The organism is Candidatus Hydrogenedentota bacterium (assembly GCA_019637335.1).
GTDB lineage: Bacteria > Hydrogenedentota > Hydrogenedentia > Hydrogenedentales > JAEUWI01 > JAEUWI01.
On record JAHBVV010000002.1, the window covers coordinates 313139 to 336716 of the forward strand.

At 65.5% G+C, this 23578-nt stretch carries 17 protein-coding genes, 1 tRNA gene and 1 pseudogene; 9 read left to right on the top strand and 10 right to left on the bottom strand.

Annotation, left to right across the window (positions count from 1 at the left end):
- The first annotated feature begins 1 nt into the window (after nt 1).
- Nucleotides 2-1999, top strand: coding sequence for an excinuclease ABC subunit UvrB (gene uvrB, locus KF886_04765; GenBank protein ID MBX3176650.1), 1998 nt, complete (start codon nt 2-4; stop codon nt 1997-1999).
- 153 nt (nt 2000-2152) lie between these two features.
- On the opposite strand, the gene KF886_04770 is transcribed toward uvrB, so the two are convergent.
- From KF886_04770 to KF886_04780, 3 genes and pseudogenes are all read right to left on the bottom strand, one after another.
- The gene (locus KF886_04770) at nt 2153-3502 is read right to left on the bottom strand and encodes an HD domain-containing protein (protein ID MBX3176651.1); all 1350 of its coding nucleotides are present in this window, start codon (nt 3500-3502) and stop codon (nt 2153-2155) included.
- Between the two features lie 15 nt (nt 3503-3517).
- Nucleotides 3518-4030, bottom strand: coding sequence for a hypothetical protein (locus tag KF886_04775; protein ID MBX3176652.1), 513 nt, complete (start codon nt 4028-4030; stop codon nt 3518-3520).
- Nucleotides 4031-4133: 103 nt separating this feature from the next.
- A pseudogene (locus KF886_04780) lies at nt 4134-4528 on the bottom strand (virulence RhuM family protein).
- Nucleotides 4529-5000: 472 nt separating this feature from the next.
- Here KF886_04780 and KF886_04785 point away from each other — a divergent pair.
- The 3 genes from KF886_04785 (at nt 5001) to KF886_04795 (ending at nt 10079) form a co-directional block, all read left to right on the top strand.
- Nucleotides 5001-6014: a hypothetical protein gene (locus KF886_04785; GenBank protein MBX3176653.1), complete on the top strand. Its 1014-nt coding sequence runs from the start codon at nt 5001-5003 to the stop codon at nt 6012-6014.
- Nucleotides 6015-6086: 72 nt separating this feature from the next.
- The gene (locus KF886_04790) at nt 6087-8228 is read left to right on the top strand and encodes a hypothetical protein (GenBank protein MBX3176654.1); all 2142 of its coding nucleotides are present in this window, start codon (nt 6087-6089) and stop codon (nt 8226-8228) included.
- A gap of 690 nt (nt 8229-8918) precedes the next feature.
- Nucleotides 8919-10079, top strand: coding sequence for a PilT/PilU family type 4a pilus ATPase (locus KF886_04795; protein MBX3176655.1), 1161 nt, complete (start codon nt 8919-8921; stop codon nt 10077-10079).
- A 563-nt stretch (nt 10080-10642) separates the two neighbouring features.
- On the opposite strand, the gene KF886_04800 is transcribed toward KF886_04795, so the two are convergent.
- The 5 genes from KF886_04800 to KF886_04820 form a co-directional block, all read right to left on the bottom strand.
- Nucleotides 10643-12085 (bottom strand): cytochrome ubiquinol oxidase subunit I, encoded by a 1443-nt coding sequence (locus KF886_04800; GenBank protein MBX3176656.1) that lies wholly within the window; start codon nt 12083-12085, stop codon nt 10643-10645.
- A gap of 27 nt (nt 12086-12112) precedes the next feature.
- Nucleotides 12113-13237: a cytochrome b N-terminal domain-containing protein gene (locus KF886_04805; GenBank protein MBX3176657.1), complete on the bottom strand. Its 1125-nt coding sequence runs from the start codon at nt 13235-13237 to the stop codon at nt 12113-12115.
- Nucleotides 13209-13700, bottom strand: coding sequence for a Rieske 2Fe-2S domain-containing protein (locus KF886_04810; GenBank protein MBX3176658.1), 492 nt, complete (start codon nt 13698-13700; stop codon nt 13209-13211). The genes KF886_04805 and KF886_04810 overlap by 29 nt, the downstream gene beginning before the upstream one ends.
- Nucleotides 13693-14799, bottom strand: coding sequence for a hypothetical protein (locus KF886_04815; protein MBX3176659.1), 1107 nt, complete (start codon nt 14797-14799; stop codon nt 13693-13695). Before KF886_04815 ends, KF886_04810 begins: the two co-directional genes overlap by 8 nt.
- A 404-nt stretch (nt 14800-15203) precedes the next feature.
- On the bottom strand, nt 15204-15446 hold the full coding sequence (locus KF886_04820; GenBank protein MBX3176660.1) for a hypothetical protein: 243 nt from the start codon (nt 15444-15446) through the stop codon (nt 15204-15206).
- 175 nt (nt 15447-15621) lie between these two features.
- On the opposite strand from KF886_04820, the gene KF886_04825 reads away from it, so the two are divergent.
- The gene (locus KF886_04825) at nt 15622-16773 is read left to right on the top strand and encodes a beta-lactamase family protein (protein MBX3176661.1); all 1152 of its coding nucleotides are present in this window, start codon (nt 15622-15624) and stop codon (nt 16771-16773) included.
- A 31-nt stretch (nt 16774-16804) separates the two neighbouring features.
- On the opposite strand, the gene KF886_04830 is transcribed toward KF886_04825, so the two are convergent.
- Nucleotides 16805-18460, bottom strand: coding sequence for a metallophosphoesterase family protein (locus KF886_04830; protein MBX3176662.1), 1656 nt, complete (start codon nt 18458-18460; stop codon nt 16805-16807).
- A gap of 218 nt (nt 18461-18678) precedes the next feature.
- Between KF886_04830 and KF886_04835 the strand changes: the two genes are divergently transcribed.
- Together KF886_04835 and KF886_04840 are read left to right on the top strand one after the other, a co-directional pair.
- Complete coding sequence (locus KF886_04835; protein MBX3176663.1) at nt 18679-18882, top strand: hypothetical protein; 204 nt, start codon at nt 18679-18681, stop codon at nt 18880-18882.
- A gap of 92 nt (nt 18883-18974) precedes the next feature.
- Nucleotides 18975-20966 carry an acetylxylan esterase gene (locus tag KF886_04840; protein MBX3176664.1) on the top strand — a complete coding sequence of 664 codons (1992 nt, stop codon included), beginning with the start codon at nt 18975-18977 and terminating at the stop codon, nt 20964-20966.
- A 683-nt stretch (nt 20967-21649) separates the two neighbouring features.
- Here the strand turns inward: KF886_04840 and KF886_04845 are convergent.
- Nucleotides 21650-21726: transfer RNA gene (locus KF886_04845), tRNA-His, on the bottom strand.
- A gap of 227 nt (nt 21727-21953) precedes the next feature.
- On the opposite strand from KF886_04845, the gene KF886_04850 reads away from it, so the two are divergent.
- Entirely contained in the window at nt 21954-22886 is a 933-nt protein-coding gene (locus tag KF886_04850; protein MBX3176665.1) for a sugar phosphate isomerase/epimerase, read from the top strand.
- A gap of 28 nt (nt 22887-22914) precedes the next feature.
- A complete protein-coding gene (locus KF886_04855; protein MBX3176666.1) occupies nt 22915-23529 on the top strand; it encodes a CDP-alcohol phosphatidyltransferase family protein in 615 nt (204 codons plus the stop codon).
- Nucleotides 23530-23578: the final 49 nt, after the last annotated feature.

Genomic DNA, 23578 nt, shown 5'->3' on the forward strand with positions numbered 1-23578 from the left:
TATGGATCGTTTCACGCTCGCGACGGAGTTCGCCCCCGCCGGCGACCAGCCCGCCGCCATCGACGCGCTCGTCCGCGGGCTGGAAGAGGGCCTCGCGCACCAGGTCCTGCTTGGCGTCACCGGCTCCGGGAAAACCTTCACGGTCGCCAACGTCATCGAGCGGACCCAGCGGCCCGCGCTTGTCCTGGCGCACAACAAGATCCTCGCGGCCCAGCTCTACGGCGAGTTCAAGGCGCTCTTCCCCGACAACGCGGTGGAGTATTTCGTCAGCTACTACGACTATTACCAGCCCGAGGCCTACGTTCCCGCGAGCGACACCTTCATCGAGAAGGACGCGTCGATCAACGACGAGATCGACAAGATGCGCCACGCCGCCACGCGCGCCCTGCTGACCCGGCGCGACTGCATCATCGTGGCGAGCGTCTCGTGCATCTACGGCATCGGCTCCCCGGAGGTCTACGGCGCGCTGCGCGTGGAGCTCGAACCCGGCCAAATGAAGGATCGCGACGAGCTCCTCGCCGGCCTCGTCGAAATGCAGTATTCGCGCAATGACGTGGACTTCCACCGCGGCACGTTCCGCGTCCGCGGCGATACCGTGGATATCTTCCCGGCCTACGAGGCCGATCGCGCGGTCCGGGTCGAGTTTTTCGGGGACGAAATCGAGAACCTCGTCGAGATCGATCCGCTGCGCGGCACGGTGCTCCGCAAGCTCCGGCGCACGGCCATCTACCCTTCCACGCACTACGCCACCACGCGCAGCGCCCTGGAGAGCGCCATCGAGAGCATCGAGGTGGAGCTCGAGGAGCGCCTGGGCGAACTGAACGCCGCCAACGAAATCCTCTACGCGCAGCGGCTCGAACAGCGCACCCGCTACGACCTGGAAATGCTCCGCGAGATCGGCTTCTGCTCCGGAATCGAGAACTACTCGCGCCACCTGGACGGGCGCCTGCCGGGCGAGCCGCCCTACACCCTCATGAACTACTTCCCCGATGACTACCTGCTCATCATCGACGAGAGCCACATCTCCGTCCCGCAGGTGGGGGCCATGTTCAAGGGGGACCGCTCCCGTAAGGACAAGCTCATCGAGTACGGCTTCCGCCTGCCCTGCGCGCGCGACAACCGCCCGCTCACCTTCGAGGAATTCGAGGACCGCATGGGCCAGACCATCTTCGTCAGCGCGACGCCGGCGAAATACGAGCTGGAACAGGCGGGCGGCGTGATCGTGGAGCAGGTTGTGCGGCCGACCGGCCTCGTGGACCCCGCTGTCGAGGTGCGCCCCGCCGCGGGCCAGGTGGACGATCTCCTGGAGGAGGTGCGCGCGCGCGCCGAGCGCGGCGAACGCGTCCTCGTCACCACCCTCACCAAGCGCATGGCCGAGGACCTCACCACCTACTTCTCCGAGCTCAACGTGCGCGTGCGCTACATGCACAGCGACGTGGAGACCCTGGAGCGCATCGAGCTCGTCCGCGAACTCCGCCAGGGCGGCTACGACGTACTCGTCGGCATCAACCTCCTCCGCGAAGGCCTCGATATCCCCGAAGTCTCGCTCGTCGCCGTCCTCGACGCCGACAAGGAGGGCTTCCTCCGCTCCGATACCAGCCTCATCCAGACCTGCGGCCGCGCCGCGCGCAACCTGGGCGGCAAGGTCATCATGTACGCCGACCAGATCACCGGGTCCATGAGGCGCGCCATGGACGAGATGGACCGCCGCCGCGCGAAGCAGCAGGCCCACAACAAGAAACACGGCATCACCCCCGAATCCATCCGCAAGGCCATCCCCGACATCGTCGGCGCCCTCTACCAGCGCGAAACGCGCGACCTGCCGCGCGCCGCCGAAGAGCCCGACCTCTACGTGGCCACCGAGGACATCAACAAGACCATCAAGAAGCTCGAAAAGGCCATGAAGGAAGCCGCCTCCAAGATGGACTTCGAAAAGGCCGCCGAATACCGCGACCGCATGCTCGCCCTGGAGCGCCGCCAGATCGAGGAGGGGCTGTAGCGCCCACGCGGGCGGTCCGCGTCATAGCGGCGGCAGGCCAAGCTCCTTCAGGAAGCTGTTGTGGGTCTTCGCGCGCGCCTCGTCAAAGCGCGGTTCAATCGCACACAGGTCCTTGCCCGTTTGATTTTGATTGGCGCCGTTCGTAATCCAGTTTCACGTGGATGAATGATTGGCGGACTCGTTCAAGCGTTTGCTCAATTTGACAGCATCCTCGCGGATTTCTTTGGGGACGTAATAGAAGATGCGATCCTCGGGTGGGTTGATAACCGCGCCAAGCCGGGGGAGATGTTTACCGATAGCCACTGGCTCGCCGTCAACAATCAGTCGGATGGTATTGACCGCCGACTGGTCTTTCACCTCTTTTTCCTCCCGATAAGGCTGGCGATACTTGCCCGTCACGCGGTCCGCCAGACAGTACATCGCCGGTTCTTCAAAACCTTTCCCAAGCAGGAGTTTGTGCAATTCGGGTTCCCAGTCACCAAAATCATCGACCTTAAGCTTATTCGGTGGCGGGGGCGGTTTAACCATCGCGAAGCCGTCACGGTCAAGAAAGCGCCGCGCACAATCGGCCAGGGACTTATCGGAGTGCCCTTTCCATCGCTGAATCTGCTCCAGTACCGTGAACTCCTCTATGCCGAGGTAATCGTCAATGGCGAGCGTACCCGGCTCGGGTTTCTCAGTTTTCCAGAAGCGCTCAAGCGGTGGATTTGCGTCGATGTTGGTCCCGTCGAGCCGGAGTTGGTTGGCCCGATTCCACATTGCCTGCAACAACTGCTCAATGCCGCGGGTCGTCTTGTGCAGATAGACATTCTGATACATATAGTAGCGGGCGAAAATATACTCTTCAATCGCCAGTGCCGCTTTCTCTGGCCAGATCAAATCGGTTTCATCGTCGTGAAATTGCACGGTGTTCAGCAGCCGGTGCCAGTCGAAATGTCCGTATCCCGCGCCTGTAAACAGGCTGTCCCGGCGCAAGTAATCCATTCGATCGACGTCGAGCTGACTCGACATCAAGGCGCGCTGCCACGCGGGATGCCTCGTATCTTTGGAATCAATCAGTGCGGCGACATGGTCTGGAAGGTGCGGATCTTCGCGTCTTAAGACCTGGTTGACCTTGGAATTTCCGTCGAGGATGATGGCGATGGACCACTGCTCATGGTTAACGCCAAGACAGGGCTCGAAGAGATGAGAGAACGGGCCGTGGCCGACATCGTGCAACAGGGCGGTGGCGAGCAGGGCCTGGCGCGCCCTTTGGATTTTCTCCGCGGCGCTTTCACGCGCCAGGCGTTTATGCACCAATTGCATCAAATGGGTGACGCCCAGGCTGTGGGCGAACCGCGTGTGATCCGCGCCCGGATAGGTGAAGTTGCTTACCCCCAGTTGATGAACGCGCCTGAGCCGCTGGACTTCGGGGCAGTTGATGAGATCGATTAACCAACCGTCCGTCTTTCGATCAATCGCGATGTAGTTATACAGCGGGTCGCGAAAAAGCTTGTCCGCCATGCTGCCCCTCCATCGCTAGTTCCCCGTGTATTCCAGCACCCGCCGGGCCAGCGCCAGCGCTTTTTGACTACGGTCGTCACTGGCGGACACTTTCTTGAAAGCGCACGCTTCTTCGAGAGCGCGCTCCCAATCCCCTGTCTGTCCGTAGAAAAAGTGGATAGTTGAGCCGAGCTCTAACTGCCAGAGATCTTGTGAGATCAAGGTGGTGGCGAGTGTCCTATAGGGGTCCATGGACTGATCGGCGGCCCGATCAAGTAACGCCTGGGTCCCGGGGGCGAGTTTATAGCTATACTGTATGCCCCAATCCTGAGAACTGGTGGTTTCATCGATCAGGCGGGCGGCAACCATCTCGTCACAGGCATCCGCGACATCGCGTGAATAGGGCCCAAAGTGATGGAGCGTGTAGGCGCAATTGAGGTTGCAACCCGCCTGCTGCAGGAAATAGATCACTTTCTGCAAGCGCTTGCGCCCCTGCACCCCGGACTCACCCGCCCAGGATAATATAGTCGCCAGTTGCAATCGATTCATGGTTACCCCGTCCTAACGTATTCATGATTACCAGCCTACCACCATTTGTCAACCGAAATCTACGCCCGGCACAATTATTAGTATTCGCAACAACAATACTCAGGCGGCCATCCGGTATTTCAGGCGTTCGACGTCCATCGCGAAGCCTTTGAGAAGGTACGCCGTGAGCACCGTGCTGGCCCGGCGCCGGAACTGCGCCCCGCGCGGCGAGCGCACGCGATAGCCCACCGCCAGCATGGCGTCGAGGTTGCAGAGGGTGAGCGGCCGCCGTACCTGCCGCGCGCCTTCGGTTTGAACTTCCGAGGATTCCTCGGTAGTTGCCTCCCGGCTTAATTCGCCATCCGCGTAGATGTTCTTGAGGTGTAGGCCGATGTTGTCCGTACTGACGTTGAACAGTTCGGCCATCGCCCGTTGGGTGAGCCACACCGTCTGCCTGTCGGCGCGTAGCTGGATCCGGCTCTGGCCATCTTCGGACGTGTAGAGGATAATCTCGCTCATATTTCCGCCGCCTCCAGGCTGGTTATGAGCGGCATCAGGCCGACGTTGGAATCACACATGACCGTATCGACCGAATCACCGAGAAATAGGCTTCGAATTACCGATATCTTCCCGTTCCCGGGAGCCGCCCGCCGCACCCTCCGCCGGGATCACGGCAGACCGGTGATCCAGGCTCAAGCCTGGGAGTATACACGACTCAATCAGCGATAGTCCTTTTCGGCGTTCACGGTCACCCCCTCCCCACGCCGGTATTTTCGCACCCCCTTGACAAAAACATCATATACCGGCTACCCTGCTGTCAGGCCAACATTATTATCATACGTGAGGGTGATAATCATGCATCTACAGCATTCGCCATCTTCCCAGGCAAACCGGCAGGCCGTGCTTCCGCGTGTCACCGCGCCGCCATCCGCCTCGTGCGACCCGTCTCACCTTTTTGCCATCTGAATACGCATCCATGGAGACCCGGGGCATGTTGACTGCTTTTTCACTGCTGATTGCGTCCGCCGTGTCAACGACCGGCGCCAAACCGCTCGGTTCGGCCTCCCCCTTCGACGCGCTCACCACTCGGCAGGCGGATACGCGGGCGGTGTACGACCGCCTCAGCTACCGCGCCGCCATCGAGACCCTCGCTCATGAGCCCGAACTCCAGGAACCATTGATGCGGAAGGTGGAAATCCAGATTTCGGTGCGCGGCGACACGCGCCTTATTACCGTGACCGCTTCAGATCGGGTCGAAGCGCAGGAGCGGCGAGAAAACGGCGTCGCGCTTCCCCCCGGAATATCGGTCCGCAATGTCCCCCAGATCCGGCGCTTCCTGCTGGCGCCGGACCACACCGTCGCCTGGCTCGACGCCTCGGCGCCGGTGGCGCACTGGTATCGCGCCGAAAACTGGCGGAACCCCGAGCAGGACTATATGCGGAGGCTGGCCATGTATTGGTCCGACGCTGATCTGAGAACACGCTGCTTCGGAACCTCGGTTCCGATTGGCGAGTTGATTGGCCTGGCCCCGGAATACTCGACCTGGCGTGCGGAAATCCAGGACGACGGCCTCCTGCGCGCCACGCGGACACCAAAGGACGAAGAGGACTCCAGTCCGGACATGATTATGCTGCTGGATCCGGAAACCGGCCTGATGCGGGAAACCTCCCTGAATTCCGGCCCGGGCAACCGCGCCGAGTACCGCGTAACGTACACCCCGCTGGAGCATCGCGCCGGCGCCATTCCCGTACCCGCCACGTATGAACAGATCGCGTACACCCGGGAGAATCGCACGCCGACGGCTACAACCCGCATCACCTTCTCCAACTTCCGGGACGAATCCGATCAGCCCGAGCACACCATCGCCGACCTGGGGATGCCGGAGGGCTGTGAGCTGCAGCAGATGCGGCAATCGGGCGGCCCCCTGTTCTGGGAGTGGAACGATGGCGACCTGCGTAAACTCCAGGAATCGAAAATATTGAAGGGGCAGCGTAGGGCCAATTGACCTGAAACAACCGCGCCGGTGGGATCGAAGCTTCCCGAATCGATACGCGGAGTAATCAAGGGGTGTCCTTTCGTGCGTTCGCGCAACAAGAATCTGGTCCTGTTCGTGGGGCTGTTGGCGGCAATCGCCGCGATCCTGGCGCTCTCGCTCCAGTTTCCGACTTCCGAACCCGCGCCCGGCGATACGGACATCCCCCCAACCGCCTCCGCCACGCCGGAGATGACCCCCGACGCCACGCCGGATGGCGCGCCCAGCGAGGAAGCGCCACCGGTTCCCCCGGATCCGGATATGACGCCCCCGTACCTGCTCCGCGTCCGCGCGTTGATGCCGGATGGCGGGCCCGCGGAGGGCGCCGCGATCCATGTGCTGCGCGCGTTGGCGGACAGCGCGGACTCCGGAGCGGACGCCGTCCCCGTGCTGGAAGCGGATATGAATGGCGAGGCCGTCCATCGCTTTGCCGATCCGGGGCCCTTTATCGCCTGGTGCGTCCTCGACAGCCACGCCGCCGAGGCCCGATTCGATTTCCGGCGCAACGCCGCCGTCCACCTCGACCTGGTGCTTGGCCTCGCCGCGCGCGTCGCGGGCCGGACGGTGGACGCCGCGGGTCGCGGGCTGCCGGATGTCCGGGTGGACGGGCTGCTCCGGGGAGAAACCGCCGAGAGCGCGGTATCGGATGGCTCGGGGCGATTCGCGTTTTCGCGGGCCGTACCGCTGCCGGTCCGGCTGCGCGGCGAGGCCGAGGGCTATCCGCCCGTGGTGATCGAGCATACGGAACCCGGCGCGGAGGCCGTATTGCGCTTTACCCGGGGCGGCCAGCTTCTGGCGACGGTGCTGGATCGCGATTCCGGCGCGCCCGCCGGCGCCTTCCCCCTCGGTTTGCGCCCCGCAGTAAATTCCGGCCTGCCCGCCTACGCCGGTGTGGCGGACCGGGCGGGCGTCGTGCGGATCGACACGATCGCCGCCGGAACCTACACGCTCCACGCGAACGATCCCGCGCGGGCGCTCTCGAATCCCGGTGCAAGCGTCGCCATTGTGGACGGCGAAACGGCGCGCATCGAAATCCTGGTGGAGCCGGGCGGTCGAATCGGCGGGCGCGTGTTCGACGAACAGACCGGGGCCGGGATTTCCGGGGTTCAGGTCCTGGTGACCTACCTTGGCGACACCGGCCGCACCGTTGCCGCGCCGGTGACCGGGTCCGGTGGAGATTTCGAGGCGGCCAGCCTGCCCGCCGGCCCGTACACGGTCGGTATCAAGAATGTGCCCCCGCGCTATGGCGGCCAGACCCACGAGCACGCCATCGTGGAAACGCGCGAACTCGCGCTGGAGCCGGGCGAACAGAAGGGCGGCATATTCTTTCCCCTGCGGGCGCGCACCCCGCTCGAGGGCCGGGTCGAGTTTACCGGCGGACTCCCCGCGCCGGGGGCGACCGTCTCCGCGTCGGTCCCGGCGGGCGTTGGCGCGCCGCCTGGCGCCGTCTCCTGGGCTGTCGAAACGGTCTCCGGTCCGGATGGCCGCTTCGCGTTGTACGACGTCCCGGAAAAACCGCTCACCCTGCGCGCGCAGTGGCGCGGCTTTGCGAGCGATGTGCTCGGCCCGTTGTCGCCCGCGGCGCGTCAGCAATCGGAAATCGTGTTGACCCTGGAAGAACAGCCCACCGGCACGCTTGCGGGACAGGTGCTGGACGCGGACGGGCAGCCGGTTCGCGCGCACGTACGCGCCGCCATTACCGGCGGTCAAACCGGCAGCGGCGCCCGCCTCGCGGCCACGACGGGCGCGGATGGGCGTTTCCTCTTCACCGAAGCCCCGGCCGGCGAGTACGAATTCCTGTATGGCGCGCGACGAAGCGGCCTCGTGGATTACAGCCATTCGGACGGCCCCTACGCGTTGAACCCCGGGCAGACGCTGACCGGGATTACGCTCCACCTCACCCGCGATGGCCTCGCGCTGACGGGCGTCGTTCGCAACAGCCAGGGGGAATTGCTCCCGAACTACATGATTGACGTGGAAGGCTGGGTGGAGGAAGAAGGGTTCCGGCCGTTCAGCACCGCCATCACCGACGATGCCGGTCGCTTCATCGTCGAGAACCTCGCCGAAGGCGAATACCAGCTCCGCCCCTACGGCTCGAATCCGGGAAACTGGCGCATGCGGGTCATGGCGGGCGAAGAGATAGAGATTGTGCTGCCCGACGCCGCCGCGCAAGACCCGCCACCCTGATCGACCAGGGCCAGAAACCGGCCTTTGCCCTGCTCACCCGCCCCCCGCGAATCATCGCTGAGCAGCCGATCATGACGCGTTGCCTAACCAAAATGGACGGCGGCTTCGCCGCCTGGCAGGCGGGGACGCCCACCACGGCGCGTCTTCGACCTGCGCTCCCAGCCTTTGACGCTTCCTGGTTTGGGTATGCCGTAATCTGGTTTGTGTGAGGCCATTGTGGTGATGCTGTGTTGTAAATTGTCGGAGCAGGTACGCCGAGAGCACCGTGCAGGCCCGGCGCCGAAACTGCGCCCCGCGCGGCGAGCGGACCCGGTAGCCCCGCCAGAATGACGTCGAGGTTGTACAGGGTGAGCGGCCGCCGCACCTGCCGCGCGCCTTCGGTTTGAACTACCGAGGATTCCTCGGTAGTTGCCTCCCGGCTCAATGCGCCATCCGCGTAGCCGGATCCGGCTCTGGCCACTTTCGGAAGTGTAGAGGATAATCTCGCTCATATTTCCGCCGCCTCCGGCGCGTCATGCGCGCCCGGGGGGAGCGCCTCGGCGCCGTGGTCCCGCAAAACCTTCGAAAAATATTCGCCGCTTTTCCGCGCCCGTGGTACAATACAGCCAGAGAATGTGACTGGACGGCCCTCGCCCAGCCCGCCATTCGAGACGAATTCCCCGTCACGGAATAACCCAGGAGGGCCCCGCCATGAACTCGACCCTGCAAGCGCCCGGCGCCGAACTCGCCCTGCGGAAGATCGTGGGCTACGCCCTGAAGAACCGGGCTTCCGACATCCACCTGAAGGTGGGCCGCCCGCCGGCGGTGCGCATCGACAGCGTGCTCCGGTTTGTGGAGGCGGATGCCGTTGACGAGGCGACCTTCCTGGGCTTTCTTCGCGAAATCATGGACGAGGAGCGTCTGAAGGATTACCTGGCGGAGGGGGACGCGGACTTTGCGGTGGCCTTTCCGGGGCAGGGACGTTTCCGGGCGAACGTGTACCGGCAGCGCGGCGCGATGGCCATGATCCTGCGGCATGTGCGCACGGATATTCCTGACTTCAAGTCGCTGAACCTCCCCGAAAAGGCGATGGAGAAGATCGCGCAGCTCCCGCGCGGGCTGGTGCTGGTCACGGGGACGACGAGCAGCGGCAAATCGACCACCCTGGCGGCGATTATCGGGCGCATCAACCACACGCGGCACGGCCACATCGTGACGCTGGAAGATCCGATTGAATACGTGCACCAGGACGCGCAGTGCAGCGTGAGCCAGCGCGAAGTGGGCATCGACACGAAAGACTTCCGGACCGGGTTGCGCGCGATCATGCGCGAGGACCCGAACGTGATCCTGATCGGCGAGATGCGCGATGTGGAGACGTTCTACACGTGCCTGGGCGCGGCGGAGACGGGGCACCTGGTGTTCAGCACGCTGCACACGACCAACGTCATGATGACGATCGACCGAATCCTCGACCTGTTTCCCGCGAGCCAGCACGCGCAGATCCGGTCGCAGCTCGCCCTGCAGTTGAAGGCGGTGGTTTCGCAGCGGCTGCTGCCCAACGCCAGCGGCACGGGCCGCTTGCCCGCGGTGGAGATCATGTTTGCGAACCCGGGCATCGTATCGCTGATCCGCGACGACGAGATCGGGCGCATCCCGCAGGTCATCGCGGACGGCGCCGAGGAGGGCATGCAGACCTTCAATATGCACCTCATCCAGATGGTCAAGGCCGGGACCATCACGATGGACGCCGCGGAGTTCGCCTCCGACAACGCCGACGCGCTCCGCGCGAATATCCAGGGCATCTTCGGCATGCGCGATCGCGGCGGCATCACGAAGGTGCGGCCGCACCACTACGAGACGCATCACCACTGAGGTGGGTGACGCACCCGCGCCAGCCGGAGGCAGTACCAACGTCTTCTCGTCGGACCTTACCGCGGCACGTAGCGCCGCGGAAGCGGCACGCAATGCATTACCACGGAGGACCGTGGTAACGAGGGGCCACAGCGTCATTCCCGCGAACGCGGGAATCCAGTGGAATTCGGAGGTTTGTGCGATCGCGTTGCTGGATCCCCGCGTTCGCGGGGATGACGGATCTACTCATTCCTTCCATAGTGTAGGGTGAGCTAAGCAAATCGACATCCCCGAAGGCGGGAATCCAGTGGAATTCGGAGGTTTGCGCGATCGCGTTGCTGGATCCCCGCGTTCGCGGGGATGACGGATCTACTCATTCCTTCCATAGTGTAGGGTGAGCTAAGCAAATCGACATCCCGCGAAAGCGGGAATCCAGTGGAATCCGAAGGTTTGCGCGATCGCGTTGCTGGATCCCCGCGTTCGCGGGGATGACGGATCTGCTCACTCCTTCCATAGTGCAGGGTGAGTCCAGTAAATCGGCAGCCTCACAGGCAGGAGTCGAGTGTGTCGGGAAGCAGCCAGGACTATTCCTGCGCGGCGACTTTGGTGGCCTCTTCCTCCTTCTGGCCGTGGGCCAGGACCGTGAGGTACTCGGCGAGCGCGGCGATTTCCTCGTCCGTGCCGACGAGCGGGGGCATGTAGGCGCGGTAGGGGGAATCCTCCTCGCTGCGGTGGAGCATTTCGAGGATGTTCTCGATGGCGGCGCGGTCGCGGATCTCCAGAAACTTCGCCATGCTCCGGTAACCGGTGGCGGTGTGGCACGCCAGGCACTGGCCCTGAAACATGAGCTTACCGCGCTCCAGCACATCGCCGGCCGGGGCGGTGTCGGCGGCGGGACGCACCGCCGGATCGGACGACCAGCGCGCGCGCTCTTCGGGCGTTATCCAGATGGATTTCGCCAGGTAGCCGTTCTGGTTGAAGCCCTCCACCTCCGAGCGCCGGATGCCATTGGAGTACATGTGGTCGACGACCACGTAGGGCTTCCGGATCATTTCGCGCGCCTGTTCGGTTGAGGCCGTGGCCGCGAGCGCGAGCAGCAATACGGCGATGGCGTGGCCGAAGGTGAAGTCCTTCGGGTTGCGCCACGCCAGGAAGTACACGACGACGGCGATGGTGGCGGAGGTCATCACGGTGACCAGCGCCGCGCGGGTGACCTGGGTGAAGGCGCCGGAGCCGATGGTGTTGATGCCGATCCGGAGGAGTTCCATGCGGCCGTCCGGAAGCGTGAAGAGCAGCCAGGCGAAGCACACGGGCAGCAGCAGGAAGGACGGCAGGAGCCACTTCACCGACCAGCGGATGATTTCCTCCTTGAGCGCGGGCTGCGTTTCGGCGTCGATCCGGCTGGCGGTCACCAGCGCCCACACGCCCGCAAGCGAAATGCAGATCAGCGTCCGCAGCGCCAGGCTGGGCCAGTAGGTCGGGTTGAAGAAGGCCTGCCAGAACACGGACGACTCGGCGCCCGTGCCCGCGACGCCGAGCCACGCATTGCCCGGGGTGAGCATGAAGGTCAGAATACCGTTGATGACGAACAGGCTCATCCAGGCGGTCCCCGCGTAGACCCAGCCCACGCGGAGATGGATTTTGTCGCTCACGCGGCCCCACGTGTAGTAATAAACCATTGCGGCGGTTATCTCGACGATGAAGAAGGTCCACTCGATCGCCCAGCCGAACACGAAGTTGTGGATCAGCGTGCTCGTGCCCTCGGGGTTGGCCAGGCCGATGGCGAACCAGATCCCGACGCCGCTGACCGCGCCGAATACGGCGGTGAGCACGAGGAAGAACTTCGCGTGGCGGTGTATGGCCTCCATCCAGTCGTCCCGCCCCTCGCGGAGGGCCTTGCGCTCGGCCATGGGCAGGTAGAAGCCGCCGCCGATCGCGAAGTGCGAGATCAGCACGTGGAAGATGGCGATGCCGCCGATCACCCACCCGCTGCCAATCACGGGGACATCCCATACCGGGTAATTCATGGGGAATACTCCTTTTCGGCGCGCGGCCTAATGTGAACCCGCGCCCCAGACTTCGGCGTAGCCGAGGATTGTCAGGGCAATGAGCGCAAACAACAGAATCAGCCCGAACCACGTTGCGGCGCGGGCGCGCTGTCCCGAGGCCGTGCGCGTGTCGAAGAGGGGCACGGCGGCCCAGAGGAGACCGGCCCCGCCGAAGAGCGCGAAGCCCAGGTATTCGCCGGCGACGCCGGGGAACCACTGGCCGAGCACCTTCAGCAACTGGAACTGGCTCATGAAATACCATTCGGGATGGATGCCGACCGGCGCGGCGGCGAGCGGGTCGGCGGGCGGCCCGAGGGACCAGGGGAACATGCTCGCCAGGATGGCGACCACGTTCAGCGCGATCAGCCACAAGGCAAAATCCTTCATCAGGAAGTTCGGGAAGAACGGAATGCTCTTCCGCTCGGCGGGCGGCAGGGCCTCTACGGACGGGGGCGCGGCGTTGCCATGTTTCTGGACGAGCCAGAGGTGGAAGGCGAGCACCGCAATAAAGACCAGCGGCAGGATTACCGCGTGCATCGCGAAGAAGCGCTGGATCGTGACGCTGGTCACTTCCGTGCCGCCCTGCACCAGGGTGACGATGACCGGCCCCACGCCGGGGATGGCCTGCGGGATTTCGAGGCCGACTTTCGTCGCGAAGTAGGCGAGCTCATCCATCGGCAGGAGGTAGCCGCTGAAGCCGAAGAGGAGCGTGATGCCCAGGAGCGCCAGGCCGCTCCACCAGCCGAATTCGCGGGGCTTGCGGTAGGCCTTCATGAAGTACACGGAGAACATGTGCACCACGACGGCGACCACCATCAGGTTTGCCGACCACGAGTGCGCCGAGCGGATGAGCCAGCCGAAATCGATTTCGTAGGTGATCTGGCGAACGGAATCGTAGGCTTCCGGCCCGGGCTTGTAATACACCAGCAGGAGGATGCCGGTGAGCAGCTGGATCAGGAAAAAGAAGAGCGAGAGGCCGCCCCAGTAATACCAGAACGAGTGCTTGTGCTCCGGCACCTGCTTCTTCTTCGCGAAGGCCAGGATTTCGTCCAGATCCAGGCGTTCGTTCACCCAGCCGTACAGGCGGGCGGCGGCGGCGGGCTCAGGCCCGGCGGATGACGACGGTTTCATCGCTCACCTCCACTACGTAGGGGGCCAGGGGCTTCGGGGGCGGGCCGGCCACGTTGGCCCCCGTATGCATGTCGTATTCGCCCCCGTGGCACGCGCAGTAGATCCGGCCTTCCTCGGGCTGGAACTGTACCGTGCAGGCCAGGTGCGTGCAGATCGCGTCAAAGCACACCAGCGACCCGTCGGCGTGGTGGATCAGCATGGCTGGCTTCGTGCCGAAGCGAAACATCAGGGCCGCGCCGGCTTCGGGCAGGTCGGCTTTCGCCAGCGCCACTTCGGACACCGCGGCCAGCTCCGCCGACGCGCGCGCGGGCGTGGCCAGGTAGCGGTACACGGGATAGCCGATCGCGGCGAGGTAGCACGCGCCGACCCCGCCCACGGCGGCCTGCGTGAAGGCGCGCCGCCCCACCGAACCGGGGTCGCCCGACGGATCCGGGATTTCCATGGATTCAGAAAACTCAGCCATAGGTCGCCGTTTCTCCTTTCGCCTGAAAGACCACGCGGCCCAGCCAGGCCATGGCCACGATTACCCCGACAAAAAGCAGCAGGAACAGGCCCACGGTTCCCCAGTTTGTGCTTACCGCGCGCTCCCACACGTCGTAGCCGTTCTGCAGGAGCGCGATATCGCGAATGCCATCGCGGAATCCGGTCATCGCGAGAATGTTGACGAAACCCAGCCCGCCCGCGGCCGCGGCCAGGGGCCAGGCCGGCGCGCGCCGCGCCGCCGCCGCGCCCACCGCAATGAGCGCCAGCGCCGTCAGCAGCCACAGGGCGGTCAGCGCCAGGTAGTAGCCGGATTCCAGCAGGGCCCCGCGAACGCCTGCCGGTTGACCGCGAAACACGGCGACTCCGAGTAGAATCTGCACGGCGGTGAAGGCGGAGATCAGGCGCCCGCCCTGCCGGGCCAGAAACGCGCGGGTCTCCTCGGCGATTTTCGGGTAGATTCCCATCAGCAGGAGCCCGACGCCCGAAAAGCCGAGCGAGCCAATCATCATGTAGGCCCAGCGCGGCATGGCGGCCGGCCCCGAGGCCATGCTCATGCCCAGCGGATCGTTCCGGTAGAGCGCGGTCCACGATTCCGGCGCGAGCATCAGGGTCATGTTCGCGCTGTAGATGTAGCCGACCTTCAACACGGCCACGATCGCGAGCAGGCCCATCCAGCCGAAGGCGCGGCTGGTTTCCGCGCGCTTCGCCATGCGGTACATGAGAAAGTAGGCGAACATCACCAGGAAGACCACGGACAGCCAATACACGCCGATCAGCACGCTGGACGTGTACAGCGCGCGGCCGTAGAGCACCTGCGCAAAGAGCAGCGGCGGAATGCCCAGGTTGATCACATAGGCCATAACCACCGGCAGGCGGTGGATTGTTGCGTTGGACGCGTCAATCTGGATCGCGTCCTGGCGGCGGTGACCGGCGAAGGACCAGATCGTGGCGAGGATGAGTCCGCCGGCCATGAGCTGCACCGCGCCGAAGTGAAGCGCGAGCGTGACCACATGCAGCAGCTTGAACAGCCAGACCGGCGCGGGGAGGGGTATGGGATCCAGGTCGGGCATCAGGTCCATGGGCGGTTCCTTTCACGGTGCGGGTCGTTGGACGCGGGGCGGGCAGACAGATCGTCATTTTCCGATAGTACGATATATGCGCCAAAAAAAGAGAGCGCCGGAATTCGGGCGCTCTCGGGGTGATCGTGATGGCAGCAAACGGCGGGACGGGCGGCGCGCGGTAGGGCGTCGCGGTGGGGCATGGGTACTGGATAAGCCGCGTGCATCATGGTTCAACGTGTGCCGGGCCTCGTGGCCCAGGGTAATCCCCTGGTGGGCGGTACTTGAGGTGCGCCGATTCAGGGGGCATGCCTTCCAACGTGGGAACGGGGGCGGGCCGGGGCGAATTCCCGGCGCGCCAGTACCGGGATCTTATATGGGAAACTTACGACATGTCAATTTTCGATCCCCCCGTCCACAACGCCTCACGGATTGAGGCACGCGCAATTGTCGGCCGGAAGGTTGCAACGCTGGCAGATGGAGACAAAACGCTCCACGGGTTTGAAGCCCTTGCGCTCGCGCAGCACAAAGCGGAGCAACTGTTCCTCGACGCCCGCGATGCCCAGCGTCTCGCGATCTTTCCAGAGCTGGTCGAGATCGGCTTCGCTCAGGGATTCGAAATACGCCCGGTCGCGCCGGCCGCCGGAAGGAGGGGGTGGAGTGGTCATGGTGATTCCTCGCGGGTGGTTGAGCTTTCTTTCTGGTTGCGCGGCGCGCCCCACACGCCCGGTGGAGGCTGCGGGCAAATGTGGCATACTGGGCGCCCCGCCGAGAAGTCCGGGAAGTGCGCCGCAATCTGGCGGCCCCGATGTCCTTATGATGCCATAAACGAGGTCGAGAAGCATGCAAAACGTTGACCCGCAAGCCATGAAGCAGATCGAAGACGCCTTGAAGTGGCTCGTCCGGCGGCGTCCCATTGTTCAGGCGGTCATTGCGGTCGAGCGGGGCGACCGATCATTTTGCTGGACCGGCGCGCATGGCGTGGCTGAATCCGGCGCGCCCGCCTCGCCGGATACGCCCTTCTTCATCGCCAGCATCGACAAATTGCTGAACGCGACGATTGCTCTGATGCTTCACGAGGCGGGCCGGCTGGATCTGGACGCGCCAATCCAGATCTGGCTCCCCGGGGAGCTGGTTCGGGGCATACACCGGCGGGGAGACCGGGATTATAGCGACCAGATCTCGGTCCGGCATCTGCTTACCCACACCTCCGGGCTGCCGGATTGGCTGGAGGAACGCCCGCGGTCTGGCGCAAGCGTGATCGAGTCCATTCTGGAGGCGGGCGACAGGCCCTTCAGCCTGGCGGAAATCGCGGATCGCGTCCGCATGCTCACGCCGCACTTTCCACCGGCCGGCGCGTCCGACGATGCAGTCCGCGCCCGCTATTCCGACACGAATTACGTGTTGCTTGCGGCGATTATTGAGGCGGTTGCCGGAGCGCCGCTTCACGAAGTCCACGAGGAGATGTTGTACCGTCCGCTGGGCATGCGGCACACCTGGTTTCCCGGGCACAGCGCGCCGCTGGAACCCGCGCCGGCGGCGCTGACCCTGCGCGCCGACGGCGTCCCCTTGCATGTTCCGCGGCTTATCGCGTCCTTCAACGGAATCTACAGCACGGCGGCGGACCTGCTGGCCTTTCTCCGCGCACTCGTGGGGGGCGAAATCTACCGGCACGCGGAAACACTTGCCCTGCAGCAGGGCGGCTGGCTTCGATTCGGGTTTCCGCGCGATCGCGCCGCGCTCCGCGCGCCCGGCTGGCCCATTCAGTACGGGATGGGCATGATGCGCTTCCAGTTGCCCCGGGTTTTCACACCGCTCGCCTCGATTCCAGCGGTGGTGGGCCACACGGGGTCAACGGGCTGCTGGCTGTTTTACTGCCCTGATCGGGATCTGTTTCTAGCGGGGGCCGTGGATGAAGTGTCCGCGGGCGCGGCGCCATTCCGGTTCGTTCCACGGGTCCTGCACCTGCTTCGCGGCATGGATCACACCCGGTAGGCGCGCTGGGTTCCGTGTGTCCGGGGCCGGTTCATGGCGCAATCCAGGCGCGGTTGCCCTCGCGATCCACCTTCAGTCGGACGGCGTCGCTGTATTCGCGCCGCTCGAATCCGGTCACGTTGCCGGCAGCGTCGTTGACCGGGAACGTGTGCACGGCGGTCATGGTGACGTCCCACGCCTCGCCCTCGCGCACCAGATCGACCTCCACGTGGCCGTAGTGCCGCCCGCCCTGGAGGAGCTGCCGGCCTTTCCAGAGCTCCGGGTCGTCCGCGTGCGCGATCCACGCCTGCCAGGGATTGTGGTGGCGCGGATCCTTCTCGTCGTCCGGCGCGCCGAGGCCGTCGCCCGCGACGCCCGCGTCGTAGAAGATGACATCGCCGACCCGGGAGCGCTCAAAGGTCTCGTTGTGCCCGCAGAAGACGGCGACCACGCCGTATTCCTGGAAGGCGGGCGTGTAGATGCGCATGGGCGTGCCCGCCTGGCCGCTGCTGCCCTCCATGGACACCGGCAGGATGTGGCCGCCGCTGGAATAGGGAACGTGGTGAAATTGAACGAAGATCACCTGGCCCTTCGCCCGGGCGTCCTTCAGTTGCGCCATGACCCAGTTCCACTGGTCCGAACCGATGTTGATGTCGGGCTGGTCATCGCCGGGGTACGTCGCCGCGTCGATGTTGATGTTGGTGTCGGAGTCCGTGTCGTCCGGCAGGCCGTTCGTGGAGTCCAGCGTCAGCACGGTCACCGGGCCGTAGTCGGTGCGGTAGTACGCATCCTCGTATTTCGGATTGTTGTTGGGCGCGCCGTCGATATGGGCGAGGGACTTCCGGCGGCTTCTGTGGATGGCCTCGGGTTCGTATTCGCCGTTGCGCGCGCCGAAGGTTTCCCAGTTGCCCAGCGCAAGCAGCATCGGCGTGTGCGTCATGAGTTTCCCGAACTTGCCGGCAGTGTGGAAAAAGAATTCGTCCCACGCGCGCTGGTAGCCGCCGCCCTGCACGATATCACCCGCGAGCAGCACAAGGTCCGGTTCGCGCGACGCGATGACCTTCAGGTTTTCGATAAACCCGGTCGTCTCGGTCACGAGGTACGTCGTCACCTCCGCCGGGCGTCCGGTGCTCTCGCGATGCTGGTGGGCCGGCTCCCAGTTGCGATAGATTCCGCGGCCCTCGGGATCGGTTTCGGAGTCCGCGAAGGCGATCAGGCGCATCCGGCTGGCCGTACCCGCCGCCGACGCCGTTCGGAAGGTCGCGGCGTAGGCGCTGTCACCCTGCGTCACGGTGTAGGCATACAGCGTGCCCGGGGTCAGGCCGTCCAGCAGGATGGAATGCTTGAAACTCGCGTTCGGAAACATGTCGGGAAACGCCGCGCGCTCCGATTCCTCCAGTTCGGAGTAAAGGGCCTCCGGAACCGCGACCGGATCGCTCTGCACGGCCTGTTCCGGGCCGCCGGAAGCCGGAGCGAACCGCAGTTCGCCGGGGATGGGGTCGGTCGTGAACCAGTTGATGCGCATGCGGGACTCCCCGGGCTCCTGAAGATAGGGGAGGATACGGAAGCCCGCCAGGGCCGGGTCGCCCTGGGGGTAGGCGGGTTCGGCGCCCGCGCCCAGCGCGAGGACTGCCGCGGCGAGACCGAGCACCAGTTGCGAGGCGCGGAGGGTGGGGCGGAAGCGCGAGAATTCAAGGTTGGCAGGCATGAATCGGTCCAATCTGAAGATTTGTAGTCTCGTGAATGGGGTGTGTGGGTCGTTTCGCCATTGTCTTCCTTTCGGGCGTGGCCGGGCAAGCTTAGGCCGTGGAAGGAAGGGGGCGCAGGTCAAAGTAGCGCGGCGGCGGCGCTGTCGTTCCGGAAAGTGAAACGATGGGCTGGTATACTCGACATAAACGCGGGATGATGCAACCGAAGGAGGCGCGTATGGGACGCAAGTATGGGTTCAGCTTCAGCTGGAAACGCGCGGTGGGGATATCGGCGGCGAAGGGCCGGATCAGCCGGAAAATCGGGATTCCCCTGACGCGATCGGGGCGGCAGCGGAAGATGGGGCGCGCGGCGGGGTGCTGTGTGCCGCTGGCTCTCGCCGCGGGCGCGATGGCGGCGGCCGCGGGGCTGGCCGCGTTCTAGGGAGCGCTTGCAATGGCGCGCCCGGCTGCCCGAAGATAGCCTCCGCGCGGCGCGCCCCGGCGCCAACCCACCCCGCGCGTCCGGGAGGATGCATGAAGAAGCTGGCATTGCTGTTGACCGCCGCCGTCCTGGCGCCCGCGATGGCGCAGGGCGCCGACACGCCCTACCTTGAAGCCGTTCGCGCGCGCGCGGCGGATCTCCGCGCGGGGGATGCCCCGCCCGCGGCGCTGGAGGACTGGACCCGGCAGCGCGAGGCGCTTCGGGCCGCGCTCGAAGCGGCGTGGGGCGGTTTCCCGGCGGATCACGCCCCGCTGTCGGCACGGGTGCTGGAGGCGCTCCCGCGCGACGGCTACCGCGTGGAGAAAATCGTTTTCCAGACGCTCCCGGAGGTCTGGATGACGGCGAACGCCTATGTGCCCGAGGCGCCCGGGCCGCATCCGGCGGTGCTTTCGGTGCATGGCCACTGGCCCGGCGCGAAGCAGGATCCGCACGTGCAGGCGCGTTGCATCGGGCTGGCGAAGCTTGGCTACTTCGTGCTCGCGGTTGATGCGCTCGGCGCGGGCGAACGCGGCATCGGCACGGCCCTGGGCGAGTACCACGGGGACATGACGGCCGGCACGCTCTGGCCCGTTGGCCGTCCGCTCAGCGGGCTCCAGGTGTATGAGAACGGGCGCGCGGTGGACTACCTGCTCACGCGCCCGGAGGTGGACGGCGCGCGCATCGGGATCACCGGCGCCAGCGGCGGCGGCAACCAGAGCATGTACGCGGGCGCGTGGGACGATCGCTTCAAGGCGGTCGTGCCCGTGTGTTCCGTGGGCAATTACCAGTCCTATCTCGGCGCCGCCTGTTGCATGTGCGAGGTGGTCCCGGGCATTCTGCGCCATGCCGAGGAGTGGGGCGTGCTCGCGCTGGCGGCGCCCCGCGCCCTGCTGGTCATCAACGCGACCATGGACGCGCGGCAATTCTCCGTGGAGGAGGCGCGAAAGTCCCTGGCGCTCGCGGCGCCGGTGTTCACGCTGCAAGGCGCGCCCGGAAACCTGCGCCACGACACCTTTGAATCGGGACACGACTACAACCAGCCCATGCGCGAGGCGATGTACGGTTGGATGGCGCTCCACCTGAAGGGCGAGGGCGACGGTTCGCCCGTGCCCGAGCCCGCGATGGAACTGGAAGACCCCGAGACACTACGTTGCTTTCCCGGGGAGACCCGGCCGGCGGATTGGATGACGATTCCCCGGATCGCCGCGCGCGAGGGGCGCATGCTGGTCGATCGCCTGCGCGCGCCGGAGACGGCGGCGGCCTGGCAGTCCATGGCGGACGGCATGCGCGAACGCCTCGACCGCGATGTGCTGGGCGGGACGGACCCCGAGGCGCCGCGCGGCATCGACCCCGGCTCGCCGGTGCTGCCGGAGGGCGCTGTGGCCGGCGCGGGGAGCGCGCTGTTGCTGCAGCTCGACGAGACCCCCGGTCCGGCGGAGTCGGTCGTTGTCGCGGCGCTGGAAAGCGCGGGCCGCGCGGTCATTCCGATTCACCTTCGCGCGGCGGGCGTCCACGCCCAGCCCAACGACGCCATCGGGCGTGCCCCGGATCACAACACCGCCGAATGGGCGCTGTGGCTCGGCGAGCCCCTGCTCGGGCAATGGGTGCGGGACGTGCGGACCGCAATCGACACGCTCGAAGCCGCCGGCGCGCCGCTGGACACGATGGCCCTCGTGGGCGCCGGGCCCGCCGGGGTGGTCGCGCTGTGCGCCGCCGCGCTGGACGCGCGCATCGCGAAGGTCGCGGCCGTCGGGTCGCTCGCCAGCTACATCACCGAGGCGCCCTACGAAGGCCAGCGTCTCGGCATCCTGGCGCCCGGCATCCTCCGCGACGCCGGCGACATCGCGCATATCGCCGCACTCATCGCGCCCCGCCGCCTCGTTATGGCCGGGCCGGTGACCGGCAGCGGAGAGCCGCTCGCGGCCGATACGATCGGGACCGTGTTCGCGTTTACCCGCGATGTGTATGGGCTGGCAGGCGCGGAGGACGCGTTTCGGCTGGCGGTAGATATGACTGGCGAGGAGATTCTGCGGGGGCTGGAGTAGGGTGCTATTGCGCGGGTACGTCCCTTGAGAGCAAGGGACGGACTCGCGCTGGTGAGCTTGGGCTTGTGTCGCCGGATCCGCGTCGATCAAGCGCCCCGCCCGTCATCCGCGTGAGCTCCAGGGCGCGTGCCCGTCCCGGTGGGGGTAGTCCGCGATGCCTCGATCATGCGGCGCGGTCCGGCGCGACCCCGGTCGGGGTAGTCCGCGACGCCTCGATCATGCGGCACGGTCCCGCGTGACCCCGGCCGGGACATACCCCCGCCTTGGGGGGGCTGTCGCTTGGGAAACGGGTGTCTCGTTTACGCGGGGGCGTGCGTTCCAGTTTCGGGCGTATGTGCGCGGGTACGTCCCTTGAGAGCAAGGGACGGACTCGCGCTGGTGAGCTTGGGTTTGTGTCGGCGGATCCGCGTCGATCAAGCGCCCCGCCCGTCATCCGCGTGAGCCCCAGGGCGCGTGCCCGTCCCGGTCGGGGTAGTCCGCGATGCCTTGATGCCGCGGACCGCCCGCTGCCGCGTTTTGCCCGATGGCGGATCGGGCGGGGGTGTACGTAGGCCGGCCATTGTCCGAACGTTGCGGTAGTTTTCAGGCACAAAAAAGGACATCGCCGGACTTACCCTGGACTTACGGCTCGCCAGACATAAAAAAGGCGACTGTGAAATCTCACAATCGCCATTATTATCCAATGGTACCTGGGGGCGGGGTCGAACCGCCGACCTCTGGATCCACAATCCAGCGCTCTAACCGACTGAGCTACCCAGGCATGGGGGATGGATTCACGGCGCGGGCGGGTTGGCCGCTTTCGCGCGTGATTCGAGCGAGAAGTATACGAACTGACCGGCGTGAAATGCAAGTTTAGATCGGGCTTCGGCGCCCCTTCCCGGCCGCGCGTACCCCTTCGCCGGGTTTCGGTATGGCTTTGCGCGGTTGCGTTGGTCCCGGCTACAATGCGCGGATGTTTGAACCGTATGGAAAGGAATGGTCATGTCCATGAAGCAATTTGATGCGTCGCGCCGGGGCTTTTTACAGGCGGCGGCCCTGGGGGCGGGGTTCTCCGCGCTGGCGCCGCTGGAGGGCGCGGTGGCCGCGGCGCCGCCGGTTCGGAATGGCGCGAGCCACATGAAATTGAGCCTGGCGGCGTATTCGTTCCGGGATTTCATGGCGAAGCGGGGCACGGCGGCGGAAGTTGCGGCGGCGGAGATGCGCCTGGAGAATTTCGTGGATCTTTGCGCGGGGCTGGGGCTGGACGGCACGGAACTCACGAGCTATTACTTCCCGAAGGACGTGACGCGGGACTATTTGCTCTCGCTGAAACAGCAGGCCTTCCGGCTGGGGCTGTCCATTTCGGGCACGGCGATCGGGAATGATTTCTGCCACCCGCCCGGCGCGGAGCGCGACGCGGAGCTGGCCATGACGCGGGAGTGGATCGATCATGCGGCGGTGATGGGCGCGCCGGTGATCCGGATCTTCGCGGGTTCGGCGAACAAGGGCGAGCCGGAGGAAACGGCCATCCAGCGGTGCGTGGACGGTATCAACGAGTCGCTGGCCTACGCGGCGGAGAAGGGGGTGTTCCTGGCGCTGGAGAACCACGGCGGCATCACGGCGACGCCGGCGCAGATGCTGCGCATTATCGAGGGGGTGGACGATTCGCCCTGGTTCGGCGTGAATTTCGACAGCGGCAATTTCAATACGGACGATCCCTACCGGGACCTGGCCGTTATCGCGCCGTATGCCGTGAATGCGCAGATCAAGGTGAAAATCCGGCGGAATGACGTGCGGGAGGAGACCGATTTCCCGCGGGTGATTGGGATCCTCAAGGATGCGGGCTACCGGGGCTACATCGTCCTCGAACACGAGGAGGAGAACCCGAAGGAGGCCGTGCCGCGCTATATCGATATCCTGCGCGAGTTGCTGGTGCGCTAAACGGCGGGAGCGCGCCGGGGAAAAGGCCGTGTCGCCGGAGATCACCGATCGCAAAGCCGATGTCTACGCCGCCGGAGAGCGCGCCTGGATGGAGCGTACGCAACGCGTGCGCGCGCGGCTTTTCGGGCCATTGCTGCGCGCGATGGCGGCGCTGGGCCTGAAGCCGGATCACCTCACGGCGCTTTCCCTGGTGGCGGGGCTGCTCTTCAGCCCGCTCTATTTCTCGTATCCCGCGTGGGCCTTCGCCGCGCTGGCGCTGCATGTGCTGATCGACGGGCTCGACGGCCCGCTTGCGCGCCATCTCGGCGTGGCCTCGCCGAAGGGTTCTTTCACCGACAGCATGGCCGACCAGCTGGTGATCGTCACGTCCACCGTCACCCTGATGACAGCCGGCGTTGTCGGGCTGGCCCCCGGCGTGTTCTATGTGGTTGCCTACACCGTGGTGGTGCTGTTTGCGATGGCGCGCAACGCCCTCCGCGATCCGTATTCGTGGCTCTTCCGGCCGCGCTTCTATGTCTACCTCTGGATTCCGGTGGAGACGTGGCGGCTGCCGGGAACCATCGATTACCTGATCTGGATCTGCGCCGCGGTTCTCTCGGTCAAGGTGCTGACCGGTTTTCGGGGTATCCGCAGAAACATGTAGGCCCCGCCTTGGCGCGCGGCCTCACCCGTACACGCCGGGGAGGCCGCGC